The organism is Conservatibacter flavescens (assembly GCF_002795425.1).
GTDB lineage: Bacteria > Pseudomonadota > Gammaproteobacteria > Enterobacterales > Pasteurellaceae > Conservatibacter > Conservatibacter flavescens.
The window spans coordinates 196,722-215,126 of the sequence record NZ_PHHA01000003.1 but is presented as its reverse complement, the minus strand read 5'-3'; the positions used below and the strand labels follow the sequence as shown (position 1 = coordinate 215,126).

The 18,405-nt window shown below is 41.8% G+C and carries 17 protein-coding genes; 9 read left to right on the top strand and 8 right to left on the bottom strand.

Annotation, left to right across the window (positions count from 1 at the left end; translation table 11 throughout):
* Positions 1-9: 9 nt before the first annotated feature.
* From CVP05_RS02960 to tagD, 3 genes are read right to left on the bottom strand one after another with little or no spacing between them, the layout of a single operon-like run.
* Complete coding sequence (locus CVP05_RS02960; RefSeq protein ID WP_100288081.1) at positions 10-2,967, bottom strand: CDP-glycerol glycerophosphotransferase family protein; 2,958 nt, start codon at positions 2,965-2,967, stop codon at positions 10-12.
* A gap of 8 nt (positions 2,968-2,975) precedes the next feature.
* Positions 2,976-4,241: a tetratricopeptide repeat protein gene (locus CVP05_RS02955; protein WP_100288080.1), complete on the bottom strand. Its 1,266-nt coding sequence runs from the start codon at positions 4,239-4,241 to the stop codon at positions 2,976-2,978.
* A gap of 2 nt (positions 4,242-4,243) precedes the next feature.
* Positions 4,244-4,633: a glycerol-3-phosphate cytidylyltransferase gene (gene tagD / locus CVP05_RS02950; RefSeq protein WP_100288079.1), complete on the bottom strand. Its 390-nt coding sequence runs from the start codon at positions 4,631-4,633 to the stop codon at positions 4,244-4,246.
* Positions 4,634-4,923: 290 nt separating this feature from the next.
* On the opposite strand from tagD, the gene CVP05_RS02945 reads away from it, so the two are divergent.
* Genes CVP05_RS02945 through CVP05_RS02930 form a run of 4 tightly spaced genes read left to right on the top strand, consistent with a single transcriptional unit; the run spans position 4,924 to position 8,689 of the window.
* Positions 4,924-6,087, top strand: coding sequence for a polysaccharide biosynthesis/export family protein (locus CVP05_RS02945; protein ID WP_100288078.1), 1,164 nt, complete (start codon positions 4,924-4,926; stop codon positions 6,085-6,087).
* Positions 6,088-6,096: 9 nt separating this feature from the next.
* The gene (locus CVP05_RS02940; RefSeq protein ID WP_100288077.1) at positions 6,097-7,248 is read left to right on the top strand and encodes a capsule biosynthesis protein; all 1,152 of its coding nucleotides are present in this window, start codon (positions 6,097-6,099) and stop codon (positions 7,246-7,248) included.
* The gene (locus CVP05_RS02935; RefSeq protein WP_100288076.1) at positions 7,248-8,045 is read left to right on the top strand and encodes an ABC transporter permease; all 798 of its coding nucleotides are present in this window, start codon (positions 7,248-7,250) and stop codon (positions 8,043-8,045) included. The genes CVP05_RS02940 and CVP05_RS02935 overlap by 1 nt, the downstream gene beginning before the upstream one ends.
* Positions 8,042-8,689 (top strand): ABC transporter ATP-binding protein, encoded by a 648-nt coding sequence (locus CVP05_RS02930; protein ID WP_100288075.1) that lies wholly within the window; start codon positions 8,042-8,044, stop codon positions 8,687-8,689. Before CVP05_RS02935 ends, CVP05_RS02930 begins: the two co-directional genes overlap by 4 nt.
* 28 nt (positions 8,690-8,717) lie before the next feature.
* On the opposite strand, the gene CVP05_RS02925 is transcribed toward CVP05_RS02930, so the two are convergent.
* The 5 genes from CVP05_RS02925 to CVP05_RS02905 all read right to left on the bottom strand — a co-directional run bounded on the left by CVP05_RS02925 (position 8,718) and on the right by CVP05_RS02905 (position 13,132).
* The gene (locus CVP05_RS02925) at positions 8,718-9,194 is read right to left on the bottom strand and encodes a DUF2127 domain-containing protein (protein WP_100288074.1); all 477 of its coding nucleotides are present in this window, start codon (positions 9,192-9,194) and stop codon (positions 8,718-8,720) included.
* A 9-nt stretch (positions 9,195-9,203) separates the two neighbouring features.
* Positions 9,204-10,208, bottom strand: coding sequence for a tryptophan--tRNA ligase (gene trpS, locus CVP05_RS02920; protein WP_100288073.1), 1,005 nt, complete (start codon positions 10,206-10,208; stop codon positions 9,204-9,206).
* Positions 10,209-10,268: 60 nt separating this feature from the next.
* Positions 10,269-10,949 carry a phosphoglycolate phosphatase gene (locus tag CVP05_RS02915; protein ID WP_100288072.1) on the bottom strand — a complete coding sequence of 227 codons (681 nt, stop codon included), beginning with the start codon at positions 10,947-10,949 and terminating at the stop codon, positions 10,269-10,271.
* Between the two features lie 17 nt (positions 10,950-10,966).
* Positions 10,967-11,638, bottom strand: a complete 672-nt coding sequence (gene rpe, locus CVP05_RS02910; protein ID WP_100288071.1) for a ribulose-phosphate 3-epimerase — start codon at positions 11,636-11,638, stop codon at positions 10,967-10,969.
* Between the two features lie 357 nt (positions 11,639-11,995).
* Positions 11,996-13,132: an RNA-guided endonuclease InsQ/TnpB family protein gene (locus CVP05_RS02905; protein ID WP_100288070.1), complete on the bottom strand. Its 1,137-nt coding sequence runs from the start codon at positions 13,130-13,132 to the stop codon at positions 11,996-11,998.
* 45 nt (positions 13,133-13,177) lie between these two features.
* Here CVP05_RS02905 and tnpA point away from each other — a divergent pair, with 45 nt between their 5' ends.
* The 5 genes from tnpA (at position 13,178) to trkA (ending at position 18,340) form a co-directional block, all read left to right on the top strand.
* Positions 13,178-13,594 (top strand): IS200/IS605 family transposase, encoded by a 417-nt coding sequence (tnpA, locus tag CVP05_RS02900; protein WP_100288069.1) that lies wholly within the window; start codon positions 13,178-13,180, stop codon positions 13,592-13,594.
* Positions 13,595-14,077: 483 nt separating this feature from the next.
* Positions 14,078-14,590 carry a peptide deformylase gene (def, locus tag CVP05_RS02895; RefSeq protein WP_100288068.1) on the top strand — a complete coding sequence of 171 codons (513 nt, stop codon included), beginning with the start codon at positions 14,078-14,080 and terminating at the stop codon, positions 14,588-14,590.
* Between the two features lie 66 nt (positions 14,591-14,656).
* On the top strand, positions 14,657-15,613 hold the full coding sequence (gene fmt / locus CVP05_RS02890; protein ID WP_100288171.1) for a methionyl-tRNA formyltransferase: 957 nt from the start codon (positions 14,657-14,659) through the stop codon (positions 15,611-15,613).
* Between the two features lie 12 nt (positions 15,614-15,625).
* Positions 15,626-16,960, top strand: a complete 1,335-nt coding sequence (gene rsmB / locus CVP05_RS02885) for a 16S rRNA (cytosine(967)-C(5))-methyltransferase RsmB (RefSeq protein WP_100288067.1) — start codon at positions 15,626-15,628, stop codon at positions 16,958-16,960.
* Positions 16,961-16,963: 3 nt separating this feature from the next.
* Positions 16,964-18,340, top strand: coding sequence for a Trk system potassium transporter TrkA (trkA, locus tag CVP05_RS02880; RefSeq protein WP_100288066.1), 1,377 nt, complete (start codon positions 16,964-16,966; stop codon positions 18,338-18,340).
* Positions 18,341-18,405: the final 65 nt, after the last annotated feature.

Below are 18,405 nucleotides of genomic sequence, written 5' to 3'. Positions count from 1 at the left end.
AAAGCCCCCTTACAGCTCGTCCAATTCGCCAATCAATTTATCCCATTGTGCAAACACATTTTGATTAGAAAAACGCTCAAACATTGCTTTAATCTTGGTTTGATCAATATCGGATACTTGTTTGACAGCGGCAATCACACCTTGATAATCGCCATAAGGCAATAAGAAACCGGTTTGCCCTTGCAGCACCAAATCTTTGGCAGCAGTAAAGGAATCAAACACCACCACAGGCTTGCCGCAGGCGTAGGCTTCAAGCAATACCAATGGGAAACCTTCGGATTTACTCATGAGCAGCAGCGAGTCGTTATCGGCAAAGATTTTGTGCTTGTCGCTCTCAAAGCCGTGCACACGCAAAATACCGTCCAAGCCGTTATCGCTGATCGCCTGCATAAAGTCGGCTTTTAATGCACCGTCGCCATAGATGTTAAGCACAATATGTTCATTTTGCGCTTTGATTTGTTTGCCCAAATCAATCATGGCAAAGATATTTTTATCTGCGTCCAGTCGGCTGATAACCGCCGTGTGCAGCGGCTTGTTAGACGCTATCGGCGTATAGTCAGCGTCAATGGAGTTATGCATAAAGCCGAGTTTTGCCTGTATTTCTTCGTTCAAATGCGGACGGAGCAACTCTACTGCCGATTGGGTCAACAACAGCAGTTTTTGGTAATTGTACAGTTTGCCTTCGTTCAGCCAGCTCAAATGCGGGCCGTACATTTCACGGGAAATCATATCTTTGACATCGCCGTGGAACATCAGCACCGATTTGGCATTTTCCAAATATCGCTGGAAGTGCATATGGGCAGAAAACTGTAAAGAAATCACAATGCCGTCTGTATTTTTTAGAATATGGGCACAGGCTCCATTCAAGTATTGACTGGAAATCGCATAGTCAATATACGGGCTTTCTAAAACGTGCAATTCGGAATTGGCTTCGGCAAACTCTTTAATCGCCAGCACAAAAACTCGGGCGTTGTAGGCTTGCTTATAATACTTCGCCATATTTTTGACAAAGCTATGGATACCGCCGATTTGGTTCAAATCGTTTACCAAGAAAATCACATCTTTACCATGGCGAATTTGTGGCTCAAACGCAATCGCTTCGGCAATACGCTGGGTCGCTTTACCATCTTCGAGCGGATAAAATTCGTTGATGATTTTGCTGTTATCGGCATTGATGGTTTGCCAGTTAATCGATAACAGCTCATCTTCGCTGCGGACGATTTGTTCAGACGGCAGATAATCGGCAAAATCAAAATACACGCCACGCTTTTTCATATAATCGGCATAGTCGTATTGATACAGCACAATCGGCTTGTTGAGCAGGGCAAAATCCAGCACCAAAGACGAGTAATCGCTAATCAGCACATCGGCAATTTTCATCAAATCCGCCATATCCGATGACGATGTGCAGTCAATCACATTGTCATAATGCTGATCAAGATGGTTCAGATAATGCAGCTTGGTGATTAAGATGTAATCGTCACCCAGATTTGCCAACAGGCTGCCTACATCAAACGGCAACGGCATAGCGCCCGCTTCACGGAAAGTCGGTGCATACAGCACAATCCGCTTGCCTTCAGGGATACCGAGCGAGTGTTTTAAATACGCCAAATCAATGTGTTCAGGCGTGTTGAATTTGCTGTTGTGGCGTTCAATTTGCAGCCAGTCAAGCGCCAATAAAGCCGCTTCGTCAGAGACGGTGTATTGGCGGCGTTTGATGATACGCAGCTCGTGCTGACGGCTTGGGTGTGCGGCGGCAAATTCGCTGTGGTCGTGGATAAACAGCACCACAGGGCGGTTGTATTGGTCAAACTGATAAATCAGCGGATTGTAGTCGCTGATTAAAATATCAGCCAGCAGCAGCGCGTCATTTTTGCCCAATGCGTGCGTGTAGTACACGTTATTTTCAGACGGCTTGGCGGCACGCAGATGAGCTGCCGGCAACAGCACCACAAGGCAATAATCCTGCCCCAAGACGTCTAAGAGTTTTTGGGTGTCAAACGGTACGGCAAATGTTTGTCCGCTGCGGTATTCAGGGGCATACAGGGCGATTTTTTTGCCCTGTGGCAAGCCGATTTTGTCGTACAAATCGTGTAAGCGTGCTTGGTTGCTGCGGTTATCGAGCAATTTGTCAATTTTGGCACTGCCCAGTTGCAACACTTCGCCTTCGTAACGCATAGCGCCACGCAAGAAAGTTTGGGTATAAAAATCCGACATTGATACCATGCTGTCGTATGCCAAATCATAGCGGATAGCGCCTGCCAAATGCTTGATGTCCAAATCAACAAACATTTTTTTGTACGGAATACCGTGCCATACCGACACCCATTTGTTGGTCTCGTTAATGCGGTAGCCGTAGTTCATCGTGCCTGCATCAATCATATAATCGGCGGTCATCTTTAAAAACTCGCCGTATGATGTGCCGTTTTTCACCAAAGTATGCGACGGCTTATACACCACATCTTCGTCTAGCTGACGCAAAATCACATACACATCAAAATCATCTTGATAATGGGCGATAAACGGCTCAATGTCCGCCATCACTCGGTGGTTATAATCCGATGGAATGAGCAGCAGTTTTTTCTTAATGGCAACGCCCAGCGACTGACGATAGCCGCCTTGTAAAATACGGGGAACGGCAGCGGTCGGCTTGCCTGTGGCACTGAGTTCATAAGATGAAAAGCCAAGCTGCTTGTTGCACTGCGCCAGCTGGATTTGCCACTGGGTGTTATAAGGGGCAAGCTCAAGCGCTCTTGAAATATAAAAATGCGCTTCGTGCAGACTTTTTAATTTCAGATGACATACGCCCAATTTAAAGGCGATTTGCGGATTGTTCGGTGCAGCTTTATGAGCGGTTTTAAAGGCATTCAGCGCTGCACCCCAGTGTTTCTTTTTATATAAAGACAAGCCGTTGCGGTAAGCGGCTGGTGCAATCATATAGTTGAATGAGTTTTTTAACAGTTTCATCGTGTGTCCTAGACATTTTCGCCATACAGACGCAAAGTTTTTATATATCGATTTCGTCTGTCGCTGTGTGCGGCTGAGATAATTTTTTTATACAGATAAATGATAAATTCTTGCTCGGAAATAATGTGTACATTCGGCGTATCCAATGCGCTGTCAAAATCCGTTTTCGGAATTTGCCAATCCGCACCGTAATTTTCGGTCAAATACTGCCCGTAATCTTTGGGAATGAGATATTCCTGACCCAAAAAACGACGGTAAGTCAGCTCAAAAGGCGAGTTGCTCCACTTGGTTTTACCGCCTGCGTGCCAATAATCGCCATCATCACGATGATGGATAAAAATATCAATGGTAATGCCGCTGACATGGCGAACCACCAAAATATCTTGACTGTAAATCGGTAAAATATAAAAGCAGCCGCTTTGGCGGATCATGCGTGCCAAATCTTGCACCGTATGCGTTTCCCACACGCCAACATCGATGTCTTTATCGTGTCCGAGCAGTTTGCCTTCACGAATACAGCCGAGCAAAGTACCGCTGATTAAGAAAAATTCGACTTGCTGATGATCCAAGCACTGCTTTAACGCTGCCAACGCGGCGGCAGCTTTTTTGTCCGTATATTGCTTAAGAGCGGTCGATTTTTGCAGATTTTTTACCTGTTCGCCCAACCGATACTGCCTACGCCAAAGCTCAAGGGCAAACCCAGTATCGCCAGCACGAGTGGCGGCATTGGATAGATGGCTCGCGATATCAAAGGGTAGGGCTTTGGTTTGATAATCGGGAAAGTAGCCGGCAAACAGCGTGCAAAACCGCTCAAATTCAGACGGCGTATCCACCAAATTGGATAAGTGCTGCCAAGTTTTGCCACGCTTAGAATGTGCCAGCAGTTCTTGCAGACATTGCCACGCTGCTGCCTTATCCGATAATCGGACATAAATTTCTGCCAGCAGATAGGTGGCTTCGGCGTGGTGCGGATTTTCGGCTAAAAACCGGCTCAACACTGCTTTTGCCTGCTCATTATCATTGGTGAGCAAATGGCTTTTTGCCAAATACAAATGCCCCAAAGGATCGCCTTTTTGAAGCATTTTATCGGCAAGTTGATGAATAGCTACATGATCGGCAGTTTCAAATGCCTGCGCCATCTGATAAAGATACAGATAAGCGTGCACGCCCCTGGTCTGCCGAGTGCCTGCGATGTGGTGTTTAATCTGCAGGCAACGCTGAACAAAAGGCGCGTGTTGGTATTTTGAGATAAGTGCGGATCGAAGCGGCTTCATGGTTATTGGCCGGAGAGCGTCTCTTTAATCTGCGTGGTCGAAATCCCTTCGGTGCGGGGTAGATAAACCACCTGGCAGTATTCTTTTAAGAAGTCGAACTTGCCCTGCCAATCGTCGCCGATGACGAAAATGTCGATTTTGTGTTCAACTACGTCTTGAATCTTTTGCTCCCAACTCCTCTCAGGAATCACTAAATCCACAAAACGTATAGATTCCACAATATAGGCTCGCTCTTCATAAGGATAAGCACATACTTTTCCTTTACCTAAATTAAATTCATCGGTAGAAACTGCAACGGTTAAATGATCTCCTAAGGCTTTCGCCCGTTTCAAAAGGTTAATATGGCCATAATGAAGTAGATCAAACGTGCCGTAAGTCAAAACTTTTTTCATAGACCCTAAAAGTTAGTATAATTTGTTTTTTATGTTATATATTAAGACAATTATTGTTCTCAATTGTACCATAAATTTAATTAAGGCTCATCATAATTTCAATCTCACATGTCTCTGTTGTATTAAGAATACTCAAACCGTTCAGCAAAGCAACTTTATGCATATTAAATAAGCCGAATGCATAATACTAAGGGCGATTATTCGATGTTTATTTGCTACAAAATTTTGCTAATTTCAATTAAGCACATTAAAATAGTGCCAACTTTTATTCAGTCTAATAATAAAAAGCTATGATAAAAAAATATCTCTTTCCTTTAAGTTTTTGTACCTTATTGATGGCTTGTAATGCCATGCCAACTTCAGGCCCTAGCCAAAGTAGCATTATGGGGTTACAAAACGAATCAAGTACATTGCCTGTCGTGAATGTAGTCGAAATTGATGACAATATTACGACGACCTTATTCAATCAACAACAAGCCCAATCATTCTCACAGTTCCCACAAACAGGACGAAATTATTTCGGTACGGTTAACTCAGGAGATATGCTTGATGTCATGATTTGGGAAGCACCTCCAGCTGTGTTATTTGGTTCTGTGTTAAATCAAAGTGGGACAGGGAGTTCACAACTGACAAGCTTACCCGAGCAAATGGTTAGTGAGGCTGGCAAAATCACAATTCCATTTTTAGGCGCGGTACATGTTAGAGGAAAAACGCCCGAACAAATTCAACGTGAAATCGTTAATCGCCTCAAGCCGATGGCTAATCAGCCACAAGCTATGGTTCGTTTAGTCAAAAATAATTCCGCGAATGTTACAGTACTACGTCAAGGTAATAGTATCCGCATGCCGTTAACCGCTCATGGTGAACGCGTATTAGATGCGGTTGCGGCTGTAGGTGGTGTAAGTGAAAATGCGGAAGATATTTCTGTACAACTGACCCGTGGCAGCCAGGTGAAAACCATCTCTTTAGAAACATTAGCAGCGAACCCACAGGAAAATATCGTTTTGCGTTCTGGTGATGTCGTTTCTCTCCTAAATAATCCGTTGAGTTTCACTGCGTTAGGTGCGGTTGGCGCGAATAAGCAAGTGAAATTTTCAGCGAAAGGTTTAACCCTCGCAGAAGCCATTGGGCGCATGGGAGGGCTAATTGATACACGTTCTGATCCACGTGGTATTTTTGTGTTCCGCTATTTACCTTTTGATTCTCTCTCTCTAACTCAGCAAAATTTTTGGGCAAGTCGTGGTTATAGCAAGGGTATGGATGTGCCTACGGTATATCGCATGAATTTACTCGAGCCAAAATCAATGTTTTGGTTACAACGTTTCCCAATTCAAAATCGCGACATTGTGTATGTCTCTAATGCGCCACTGGCTGAATTCCAAAAATTCTTACGCATTATTTTCTCCATTAGTTCTCCCGTTACAAGTACGGTCAATAGCGTGAATAATTTATAAGGATATATCATGACAGAAATCATTGAAACGCAGGTTGCTACACAGAAGACGGTACCGAACAAGAAAAAATCATTTTTACATAAATTTCGACCGCTCTTTTGGATTACTGTAGCATTACCGACTTTTTGTTCATTATTTTATTTTAGTTTTTGGGCTTCAGATATTTATGTATCTGAATCTAGCTTTGTCGTGCGTTCTTCACAAAATCAGGCTTCTCTTAGCGGCGTTGGCGCGCTATTACAAAGTGTAGGATTCGCACGCTCCCAAGATGATACTTATAGTGTGCAAGAGTTTATCACTTCTCGAAATGCTCTAGAGCAGCTAGGGCATACATTGCCTGTTCGTCAATTTTATGAAGATAAAGGCGATTTTTTTGCACGTTTTAATCCATTGGGTTTATCCGATGAAAATGAAGCTTTTTACCAATATTTTCGCAAACGTCAAACGGTTAGCGTAGATGCCCTGAGTGGCATTGCGACACTGAGTATTCGAGCTTTTGATCCTGAAGAAGGACAAAAAATCAACATAGAGTTATTAAAACAAGGTGAGGCCTTAATTAATCGCCTTAACGATCGTGCAAGACGTGACACCATTATTTTTGCGGAACAATCGGTGAAAGAAGCTGAAAAGCGCGTAGCTGAATCTGCTGCGGCCTTGAGCAAATACCGTATTGAACATGGTATTTTTGATTTACAATCTCAATCAGAAGTTCAGCTCAGCTTAATTTCGCGTTTACAAGACGAGCTTATTAATATTCAAACGCAATTAGATCAAGTACGTTCAATTTCACCACAAAATCCACAGGTAAATACCTTACAAGTTCGTGAAAAAAGTATTAAGGCTGAAATTCAAAAACAAATTCAACGTGTGCTTGGCGGGGGAAATTCTCTTGCAAACCAAACCGCAGAATATCAACGTTTAGTTTTAGATAATACTCTAGCACAACAGCAGCTCAGTACAGCAATTACCTCTTTACAAAATGCGAAAGGGGAAGCCGATCGTAAGCAGCTTTATTTGGAAATTATCAATCAACCAAGTAAACCAGACTTAGCCCTGGAACCTTATCGCCTTTATAACATTTTAGCTACGTTCTTCATCGGTCTAATGATTTATGGGGTATTAAGTTTATTAATTGCCAGTGTGAGAGAGCATAAAAACTAATGCAATACGGAGATCAAACGACATTTCGACAATCATTAGCAATTCAATGTCGTGTTATTAATGCGTTGTTAATGCGTGAAATTATTACGCGTTATGGGCGTAATAATATTGGCTTTTTATGGTTATTTGTTGAGCCAATGGTAATGACACTGCTCATTGTTTTATTTTGGCGATATATACGTGCAGATGCATTTTCCACACTCAATATTGTTGCTTTCGCCATTACTGGCTATCCCTTGATGATGATGTGGCGAAATGCATCTAACCGTGCTATTGGGGCAATCAGCGCCAATATTAGCTTGTTATATCATCGTAACGTGCGCGTATTAGATACTTTATTTGCTCGTATGCTACTCGAAATTGCAGGCGCCACCATTGCCCAAATCGTCCTAATGGGCTTCTTTATTGCTATCGGTTGGATGAATATGCCACACGATACATTCTATATGTTGCTAGCTTGGTTGTTAATGGCAATGTTTGCTATTGGCTTGGGCTTAATTATTTGTTCTATTGCTCAAGAAATTGAGGCCTTTGGAAAGATTTGGGGAACGCTTAGCTTCGTGATGTTCCCTCTTTCTGGTGCGATGTTTTTTGTCCACGCCATTCCAAGCCAATATCACCATTATGTACTTTGGGTTCCAATGATCCATGGAACAGAAATGTTTCGCCATGGCTATTTTGGCTCAACTGTCATCACTTATGAAAACCCATGGTATTTATTAATTTGTAACCTTGTTTTGTTATTCGTTGGCTTATTAATGGTTAAGCATTTTAGTAAAGGAATTGAACCATCATGATCAGTGTGGAACATGTTAATAAGCGTTATTTAACACGTCGCGGTTATAAAACTGTGTTACATGATATTAATTTTCAGCTTAAAAAAGGCGAGAAAGTGGGTATTTTGGGACGTAATGGCGCGGGGAAATCGACATTAATTCGTTTAATAAGTGGCGTTGAGCCACCAACAAGCGGTACTATCCGTCGAGAAATGAGTATTTCTTGGCCATTAGCATTTAGTGGCGCTTTTCAAGGCAGCTTAACGGGAATGGATAATTTGCGCTTTATTTGTCGTATTTATAATGTAGACGTCGATTATGTGAAACGTTTTACAGAAGAATTCTCAGAGTTAGGGGAATATCTCTATGAACCTGTGAAAAAATATTCTTCAGGTATGAAAGCACGGCTTGCTTTCGCGTTATCCCTTTCTGTCGAGTTTGATTGTTATTTAATTGATGAAGTTATCGCGGTAGGTGATTCGCGCTTTGCCGCCAAGTGTAAACACGAGTTATTCGAAAAGCGCAAAGATCGATCTATTATTTTAGTTTCTCATAGCCCTGCGGCAATTCGTGAATATTGTGACAATGCATTAGTTTTAGAAGAAGGATATATGCATTCTTTTCCATCTATTGATGAAGCTTATCAATACTACAATAAATCATAGGAACAGATAATTCTGTTCCTCTCTTCACTTACTTATTCAATAGCCCTTTACGTCGCATTTGTTGATACATCACCCATATAACCAACAAGTTAATAATGACCACAAGCCAATGCATCAAACTATCAAGGTTTTGTATAAGCTTATACATTTCTAGTGGTAAAAATAACCCATAACCCAATAAGCTAAACCAATATGCCCAACTACGTGAACGAAAAAGCCCGTAAGCTTCCAAAAAACGTAATAGACTATAACAAAACAGCGCTAACGCAGCCCAACTTCCATAATGGGCTGCAGCCTCTACTTTATCTCCCCAATAATCTAATTGAGTCGCGATTAAGCTTCCAAAAAGATGTCGAAGATAAAAAATTAAGCTTTGTATCACCTCGGGCAATGCATTGCGCCAAATCACAACGGCGACAGCCACCATGAGGGCCAGCACACCTTTCGCCGCCTCATATGAGGCGACAACTTTAATGGGATCGCGTGTTAATAACTTAGATTGCATGCGCTATTCTTATGGCATCACAAAACCAATCGCATTATAGACTTTTTCCAATGTTGCCTTTGCTTTTTGGCGTGCTTTGGTTGCCCCTTCTGCTGCGATTTGATTTAATAACTCTTCATTATTGCGGTAATGCCAAAAACGTTCTTGTAAGCCAATGAGCATTTCAGACACACGATCCGCCACTTCGGTTTTTAAATGCCCATACATCTTGCCTTCAAATTCCGCTTCAATTTCTGCAATAGGTTTCCCTGTCACGCCATGCAAGATATCAATTAAATTAGATACACCGGCTTTATTTTGGCGATCATAACGTACGATTGGTGGTTCATCAGAATCAGTAACTGCTCGTTTAATTTTTTTCGCCACTGATTTTGGATCTTCCAATAATGTAATCACATTATTACGATTATCATCAGATTTTGACATTTTCTTTTCAGGATCCTGTAAAGACATCACGCGCGCCCCAGATTTTGCAATAAACACTTCTGGAATCGCAAACATTCCTTCGCCATACAACGCATTAAAACGATTTGCGATATCACGTGTGATCTCTAAATGTTGCTTCTGATCTTCCCCTACCGGCACTTGATTAGCTTGATATAGCAAAATATCTGCAGCCATAAGCACAGGATAAGTAAATAGCCCCACATTAATATTATCTGCGTGGCGTGCCGACTTATCTTTAAATTGTGTCATACGCCCCATTTCGCCGAAATAGGTATAACAATTCAATACCCATGCTAACTGTGCATGTTCCGGTACATGGGACTGAATAAACACGGTACTTTTCTTCGGATCAATACCACAAGCCAAATACAACGCCAACACATCTAAACTGGCTTTACGTAACGCCTGTGGATCTTGTCGCACTGTAATTGCATGTTGATCAACGATACAATATAAACAATCATAATCGTCTTGCATTTGTACGAATTGGCGTAACGCGCCCAAATAGTTACCAATGGTTAGTTCGCCAGATGGCTGAACGCCACTAAAGACAACGGGTTTTGTCATTTCATTCTTTTCCTTATTTTTTATTCAACGACAAAGTGCGGTGAGTTTTACTCATCTTTTTTAACGCACTACAGACAAAATGTCAGCAAAATCATCAAATACCCAATCCGGGCAACTTTCCGCAATCGGGATATTATAATTATAGCCATAGGTTAATCCCACTGCAGCGCAGCCCGCAGCATGAGCAGCTAAAATATCATTTTTTGAATCACCCACAAATAAGATTTGTTTTGGATATAAACCAAACTTACCACATAAATAATACAATGGTGCTGGATGTGGCTTAATAGCAGGTAATGACTGCCCCCCCAGCATTTCACAAAACAAATGATCGATCCCAAACGCCGCCAACACCGGTTGTACATGTTTGGTTGGTTTATTTGTTACCACCGCTAATGCATATCCGGCCGCGTGTAACTTTTCTAAGGTTTCTTTCACATTTGGATACAAACGGCTAATATTACAAATATTTTCACCATAATAGAAACCGAAACGGCGTTTAAAATGTTTCACTTCTTCATCGCTTAACGCTCGGTTATCAGCCTGTGCACAAGCCCAATCTAACGCGCGGGCACTCAAAATATCCGCACCATTTCCAATCCAGGTCATTACTAATGCTTCTGGCGCCTGTGGTAAACCTAATTCTGCTAAAGCCGAGTTTACCGATAACGCTAAATCCGGCAAACTATCGACTAAAGTTCCGTCTAAATCGAAACCAATTAATTTAAATTGAGATGTCATAAAATCTTCCTAAAAAACTACCGCACTTTTGCTAATTCAGCTCGCATATCATCAATCACCTTTTTATAATCAGGTTGATCAAAAATCGCTGATCCCGCCACAAACATATCTGCACCAGCTCGAGCAATATCGGCAATATTACTCACTTTCACTCCACCATCGACTTCAAGACGAATATCCAAGCCACTTTCGTCAATACGCTGACGAACTTGGCGTAACTTATCAAGGGTTGATGGAATAAAAGACTGACCGCCAAATCCAGGATTCACAGACATCAATAAAATGATATCGACTTTATCCATCACATAATCTAAATAGCTTAGCGGTGTCGCAGGGTTAAATACAAGTCCAGACTGACAGCCATTGTCACGAATCAATTGTAGGGTGCGATCAATATGAACCGCAGCTTCCGGGTGAAAAGTAATAGAATTCGCCCCTGCTTTCGCAAAATCTGTCACAAGACGTTCCACTGGGCTCGCCATTAAATGAACATCAATTGGGCAAGTAATACCATAATCACGCAAAGACTGACAAATCGGCGCACCAAAAGTTAAATTTGGCACATAATGATTATCCATCACATCAAAATGAATTAAATCCGCACCGCACTTTAAGACATTTTCGACATCTTCACCCAAACGGGCGAGATCGGCGGATAAAATTGAAGGGGCAATTAAATAATTTTTCATAAGCTTTCCTTATTTGCGAATATAAGGCTAGTGTACTATTTAATAGAGAAGAGGTAAAACAAAAATAAGGCGCCAAAACGCCTTATTTTCTTCCAGTAATCGTTAAATTTTTGTATACATTTCATACAGGCAAGAGCCGGTAAAATCAAAATCACTCAATTTAAAAATCTCCCCTTTAGGAATATCTTTTATTAACGTTTTATTTGAGATGAGTTGACATCCTCCCCGCCATAAAGGGCGGGGATTCCTACTAGTGCCAATTGCAAGCAATAGGCTACTCTCGGTGGGTTCTTGCTGCTGACCTCTTATGAGGTTCACTTCACAAGCTCTACGGACATGTCCTGCCCTGATATTTTATTACGCGTGGACGATAGCTCGCCCACGCACCAATACATTTAACGCTCCAACCACATCGGCATTTTCTGTATAACCACATTCTACACACTCAAAATTCGCCTGTGTTTGCCGATTTTCTTTTGCTGTATGACTACAACAAGGGCAAGTTCGGCTGGTATTTTGTGGTGGTACTGCCACTAAAAATCCACCTTGCCATTGCGTTTTGTAGTCCAACTGACGATGAAACTCAAACCAAGATTGATCTAATATCGCTTGGTTCAAGCCTGATTTTGCAGCAACATTTTTGCCTGGTGCTTCCGCCGTGCCTTTGGCTGATTTTGACATATTTGACACCTGCAAATCTTCAATATAAATCATGGCGTGGTTTTTGCTGATTTTGCTTGAAGTCTGATGCAAGAAGTCTTTGCGACAATTGGCAATTTTATGGTGCAGTTTGGCGATTTTTTCCTTTAATTTCTGCCAGTTTTGACTAAATTTAACCTTGTTTTTAAGTTGGCGTTGGAGTTTTGCCAATTTGCCTTTGTAGGTTTTAAAGGCGTTTAATGGCTCAAAAAATTCACCGCTTGAAAGCGTCGCAAAACGTGCAATGCCCATATCAATACCAATTTCACCGCCTTTATGTGTCGGGATTTCGTACTCAAATTCAGTTTGAATACTAACAAAAAATCGACCGCACTTTTGACTGACGGTAACATTTTTGATTTCACCAACTATATCTCGGCTGTTGCGATAGCGAACCCAGCCAATCTTTGGCAGATACAAGCGGTTATTTTGTTGTTCTAATTTGCAACCTTGCGGAAAGCGAAAACTCTCTTTTAAACCTTTTTTCTTAAATTTTGGGAAGTCTGCTCGCTGTTGAAAGAAATTTTTAAACGCACTTTCTAGGTCTTTTAAAGACTGTTGAAGCACTTGAGAATGACATTCTTTTAGCCAAACTAATTCTTTTTTCCATTGTGGAAGCAAGTTGGCGATTTTGGTGTAACTGAACTTAAAGCTGTTATCTTGCTCGTATTGTTCGTTTTGCCAAGCCAACGCACGATTGAACATAAAACGAGAGCAACCACAGAACTGTTTAATTCTGCGGATTTGGCTGCCGTTTGGCATTATCTCGAACTTAAAGGCTTTGCGTAGTTGCATTGACAAGGTTTAGAATGTAAGTTTTCAACATTTTACACTTGGTCTATGCAAAAAGAAACAGAAATTAGACACGGTAGGCATTGCGTTTTTAATATGCATGTTCACTTAGTCTTTGTAACAAAATATCGCCATGATGTTTTTACGAAAGCTATTTTAGACGAACTCAAATTGATTTTTGAAAGCGTCTGCAATGATTTTAAAGCAAAATTAGTTGAATTTGACGGCGAAGACGATCATGTTCATTTACTTGTGGAATATCCGCCGAAAGTGGATGTATCTACACTTGTGAACAGCTTAAAAGGTGTATCAAGCCGAATGATTAGGAAGAAAAACTCCCCAAACATCCGAAAAAAACTTTGGGGTAATCAGCTGTGCTCTCCGTCTTATTTTGCAGGGAGTTGCAGCGGTGCTCCAATTTCCATTATTCGCCAATACATCGAGCAGCAACAAACACCTGATTAGTTAGGTTTGAAACGGCTTACGCCGTTTGTGCCTTAATCTCCGCCCTGAAGGACGGAGTTTTACGGCACGAGTCTGATAAAAGTGTAATGGCCGGATGGACATTCCATTTAGAGATCATCAAGATCATCACTGCAATAGCAATAACAAATACGACTAATATATAGACTTCGTTCATATGCCTTTCTCCTCTGTTTTGTCAAAACGCTTAACATTAAAATTTGTGAATTTACTCCATACCTCCTTTTCTTTCGTATTCAAAAATAGAACAAGCTTGAGGTTAAATAATACTCTTTATAATGTTTAGAATCTGAGAGTGAGATCACATAAATTAACAAAAAACAGACCGTACTTTGTTAAAAAACGATATTTATTGTTAAGTAAACGGAGATTTAGGGCAGTTTGCCGCCCTAACTGAATACCATTGGGCAACCCAAGAAAAATAAAGTAAAATAGAGGGGTGAATTTCAACTTAAAAGAGACATTATGACTATCTTAAATGTAGTATTATATCCAGATGAACGCCTACGTACCGTAGCAAAGCCTGTTGCCCAAGTCGATGATGGGGTGCGCGAGATTGTGGACAATATGTTTGATACCATGTATGAAAATGAAGGGATTGGCCTTGCTGCAACACAAGTCAATATTCACCAACGCATTATTACTATTGATATTGAAGGCGATAAGAGCAATCAACTAGTGTTAATTAATCCTGAGATTTTAAATGCTTCCGGAGAAACCGGTATTGAAGAAGGCTGTTTATCTGTACCTGGATTTCGTGGGCTAGTTCCCCGTAAAGAAAAGGTTACAGTCAAAGCCTTAGACCGTAATGGCAATGAATTTACTCTTGAGGCTGATGATTTATTAGCAATTTGTATCCAACATGAAATTGATCACCTTAATGGCGTATTGTTTGTGGATTACTTATCACCACTTAAACGTCAACGCATTAAAGACAAAATGTTGAAACTACAAAAACAAATCGCACGCCAACAATAAATAATCACTGACTCCCCTCTGTTTAGAGGGGAATTTGCTTTTAATTCAAAGACTGAACGAACCATGATGAAACCTTTAAATATTATTTTTGCGGGAACCCCCGATTTCGCTGCACAACATTTACAAGCGCTAATTGACTCACAGCATAATGTGATTGCCGTCTATACCCAGCCGGATAAACCGGCAGGACGAGGTAAAAAATTACAAGCAAGTGCGGTTAAAATTCTCGCAGAATCTCATCATATTCCTGTTTACCAACCTAAATCCCTGCGCCCCCTTGAAGCGCAACAAACACTGGCTGACTTACAGGCGGATATCATGGTTGTCGTTGCCTACGGGCTTATCCTGCCTAAGGCTGTCTTAGAAGCACCACGTCTAGGTTGTTTAAATGTGCACGGTTCTATTTTACCCCGTTGGCGTGGGGCTGCGCCCATTCAACGTGCGATTTGGGCTGGTGATCAACAGACAGGTGTCACCATTATGCAAATGGATGAAGGTTTAGATACCGGCGATATGCTACATAAAGTTTATTGTGATATTCGCTCTGATGAAACGTCCCTGAGCCTATATAATAAACTGGCCCAGCTTGCACCACCCGCCTTACTTGATGTCTTAAATGGGCTAGAAAAAGGCCAATTTCATGCCGAGCCACAAAATGAAAATGAAAGTAATTATGCCGAGAAACTCAGTAAAGACGAAGCAAAGCTCAATTGGCATTTGCCCGCAGCACAGCTTGAACGCTGTATTCGAGCCTTTAATCCTTGGCCAATGAGTTATCTCACAACCCATGATGCTGCAGGTAATCTTCATACATTGAAAGTCTACCAAGCTGACGTCTTACCCCCAACGACCCACTCTCCCGGCACCATTTTACGTGCCGACAAAACCGGGATTCAAGTCGCCACGGCGCACGGGGTACTCAATCTGCTACAGCTTCAACCGGCCGGCAAAAAACCTATGTCTACACAAGATTTACTAAATGGTCGTGCCGATTGGTTTACCGTCGGACACATCCTAGACTAACGAGGCAATAACATGAAAAAAACACAAAAAATCACCGCACTTTCTGCTCGAGCAGCAGCTGCCGAGATTGTGTTACAGGTATGTGATCAGGGCCAATCCCTTTCTACCTTATTGCCTCATTATCAAAATAAAGTGAAACCACAAGATTTTCCTCTGTTACAAGAAATCTGTTTCGGTATCTGTCGCGTATTGCCTCGTCTAGAGCGAATTATTCAACATTTAGTAGACAAGCCACTTAAAGGCAAAACTCGCATTGTGCATTGCCTACTGTTAGTCGGCCTGTATCAACTACTATATACTCGTGTGCCAAGCCATGCTGCAGTAGATGAAGTCGTCAATGCGACTAGCGTACTTAAATCAGAGCGTTTTCGTGGTTTAATTAATGGTGTGTTGCGACGCTTTTTACGGGAGAAAGAAGCCATACTTTCTCTCATTGATAAACATTGGCAAACGCTCCACCCAGAATGGTTGGTTAATAAACTAAAAAAAGCCTATCCACACTGGCGTGACATCATTGAGGCCAATAATCAAAAGCCACCAATGTGGCTGCGTATTAATCAACAACATTCCAGCGTTGCGCACTACCGCACCCTACTTTCACAAGAAAGTTACCCCGCAGACAATCCTTCTGCACTACGCTTAACCACACCGAGTGCGGTACAAAATTTACCATTTTTCTCCGACGGTTGGGCAACGGTCCAAGATATTAATACCCAGTGGGCAGCTCACTTACTGGAAGCCAAAAATCATGAATTTATTTTAGATGCTTGTGCTGCGCCAGGTGGAAAAACCACACATATTTTGGAACTCGCCCCCGAAGCCAACGTTGTTGCCCTAGATATTGAAGAAGCTCGTTTAGTGCGTGTACATGAAAATCTAGCTCGTCTAAAACAACAGGCTACGGTAATTTGCGGTGATGCTAGTCAGCCAATGACTTGGCTTGATCAAATCCCAATGCCTTCTCGTCAGTTTGATCGCATCTTACTTGATGCGCCTTGTTCCGCTACAGGCGTTATTCGTCGCCACCCAGATATTAAATGGTTACGACAAGAACAAGATATCCCTGCCCTTGTCGCACTACAAAAGCAAATTTTGACTGCGCTGTGGTCAATATTAAAACCAAACGGCATTTTACTCTATGCGACTTGTTCTGTTTTACCGGAAGAAAATAGCGAACAAATCGTTCAATTTTTAGAAAATACCCCCAATGCTCGACTAGAAGCACTCCCCTTTAACCACACAGATAAAAATGCGATCGGTTTCCAATTCTTCCCTCAACCAGCAGGCGGGGATGGATTTTATTATGCCAAACTCCGTAAAGTCAGCGTAGATTCACAGCAAGGATAACCCATGAAAATCATTATTCTAGGTGCCGGTCAAGTTGGCACGACACTTGCAGAAAACTTGGTCAGCGAAGACAACGATATTACTTTAGTCGATAATAATCCTCAGCGTTTATCCACTTTGCAAGATAAGCACGATCTACGCGCCGTACATGGCATTGCCTCTTCACCAAGAACATTACGTGAAGCCGGCGCAACGGATGCCGATCTCTTGGTTGCCGTGACCAGCTCAGATGAAACCAATATGATCGCTTGCCAAATGGCCTATACCTTATTTAATACGCCCACTAAAATTGCGCGTATCCGTAATGCAGACTATTTACGCGAAAAAGAAAAATTATTTCACAACGATGTCGTGCCTATTGATCACATTATTTCACCTGAAAAATTAGTGATTGACGATATTGTACGCCTTATTGACTATCCCGGTGCATTACAAGTCGCCCATTTTGCCAACGAGCGCATTAGCTTAGTTGTAGTGAAAGCTTATTATGGCGGGCCTTTAGTGGGTTATGCCATTTCGGCGCTCAAAGATCATATGCCTCATATTGATAGTCGTATTGTCTCGATTTTACGCAACGATAAAACGATTCGTCCACAAGGTTCAACCATCATAGAAGCTGGCGACGAAATCACTTTTATTTGCGCAACAGAACATATTAAAGCGGTAATGAGCGAGCTACAACGCCTGGAAAAACCCTACAAGAAAATCATGATTGCTGGCGGGGGAAATATTGGTTCGGGTGTCGCAAAATACCTTGAAGAAAATTGTACTGTAAAAATGATCGAACGTAACCCTGAACGGGCGGCATTACTGGCCGAAAAGTTATCGAAAACCTTAGTTTTTTGTGGTGATCCGTCTGATCAATCGTTACTCTTTGAAGAACATATTGAAAGTATTGATGTTTTCATTGCTCTAACCAGTGATGACGAAGCCAATATTATGTCGGCCTTACTGGCTAAACGTTTGGGTGCCAAAAAAGTGATGGTATTAATTCAACGTATGGCCTATATTAATTTAGTGCAGGGCGGCTCTATTGATATTGCCGTTTCACCACAACAAGCGACTATTTCTGCCCTATTGGGACATGTACGTAAAGGCGATATTGTTAATGTTGCGTCTCTACGTCATGGTATCGCAGAAGCGATTGAAGCCATCGCTCATGGCGATGAAAAAACATCTTCTGTTATCGGCAAAACGATTAGTGAAATCAAACTGCCGTCAAGTGCAATTATTGGCGCTATTCTGCGTAACAATACCGTCATTATGGCACGTAAAAATGTTGTCATCGAACAAGGCGATCATGTTATTGTCTATTTAGGCGATAAAAAACACGTCCCAGAGATCGAAAAACTCTTCCAACCGTCAGTTTTCTTTATATAAGATGAGTTGTACTTTTAAACAGAGATCTCTATAATACGCCTGCTTATAGGGGTCAATAGGCCCAA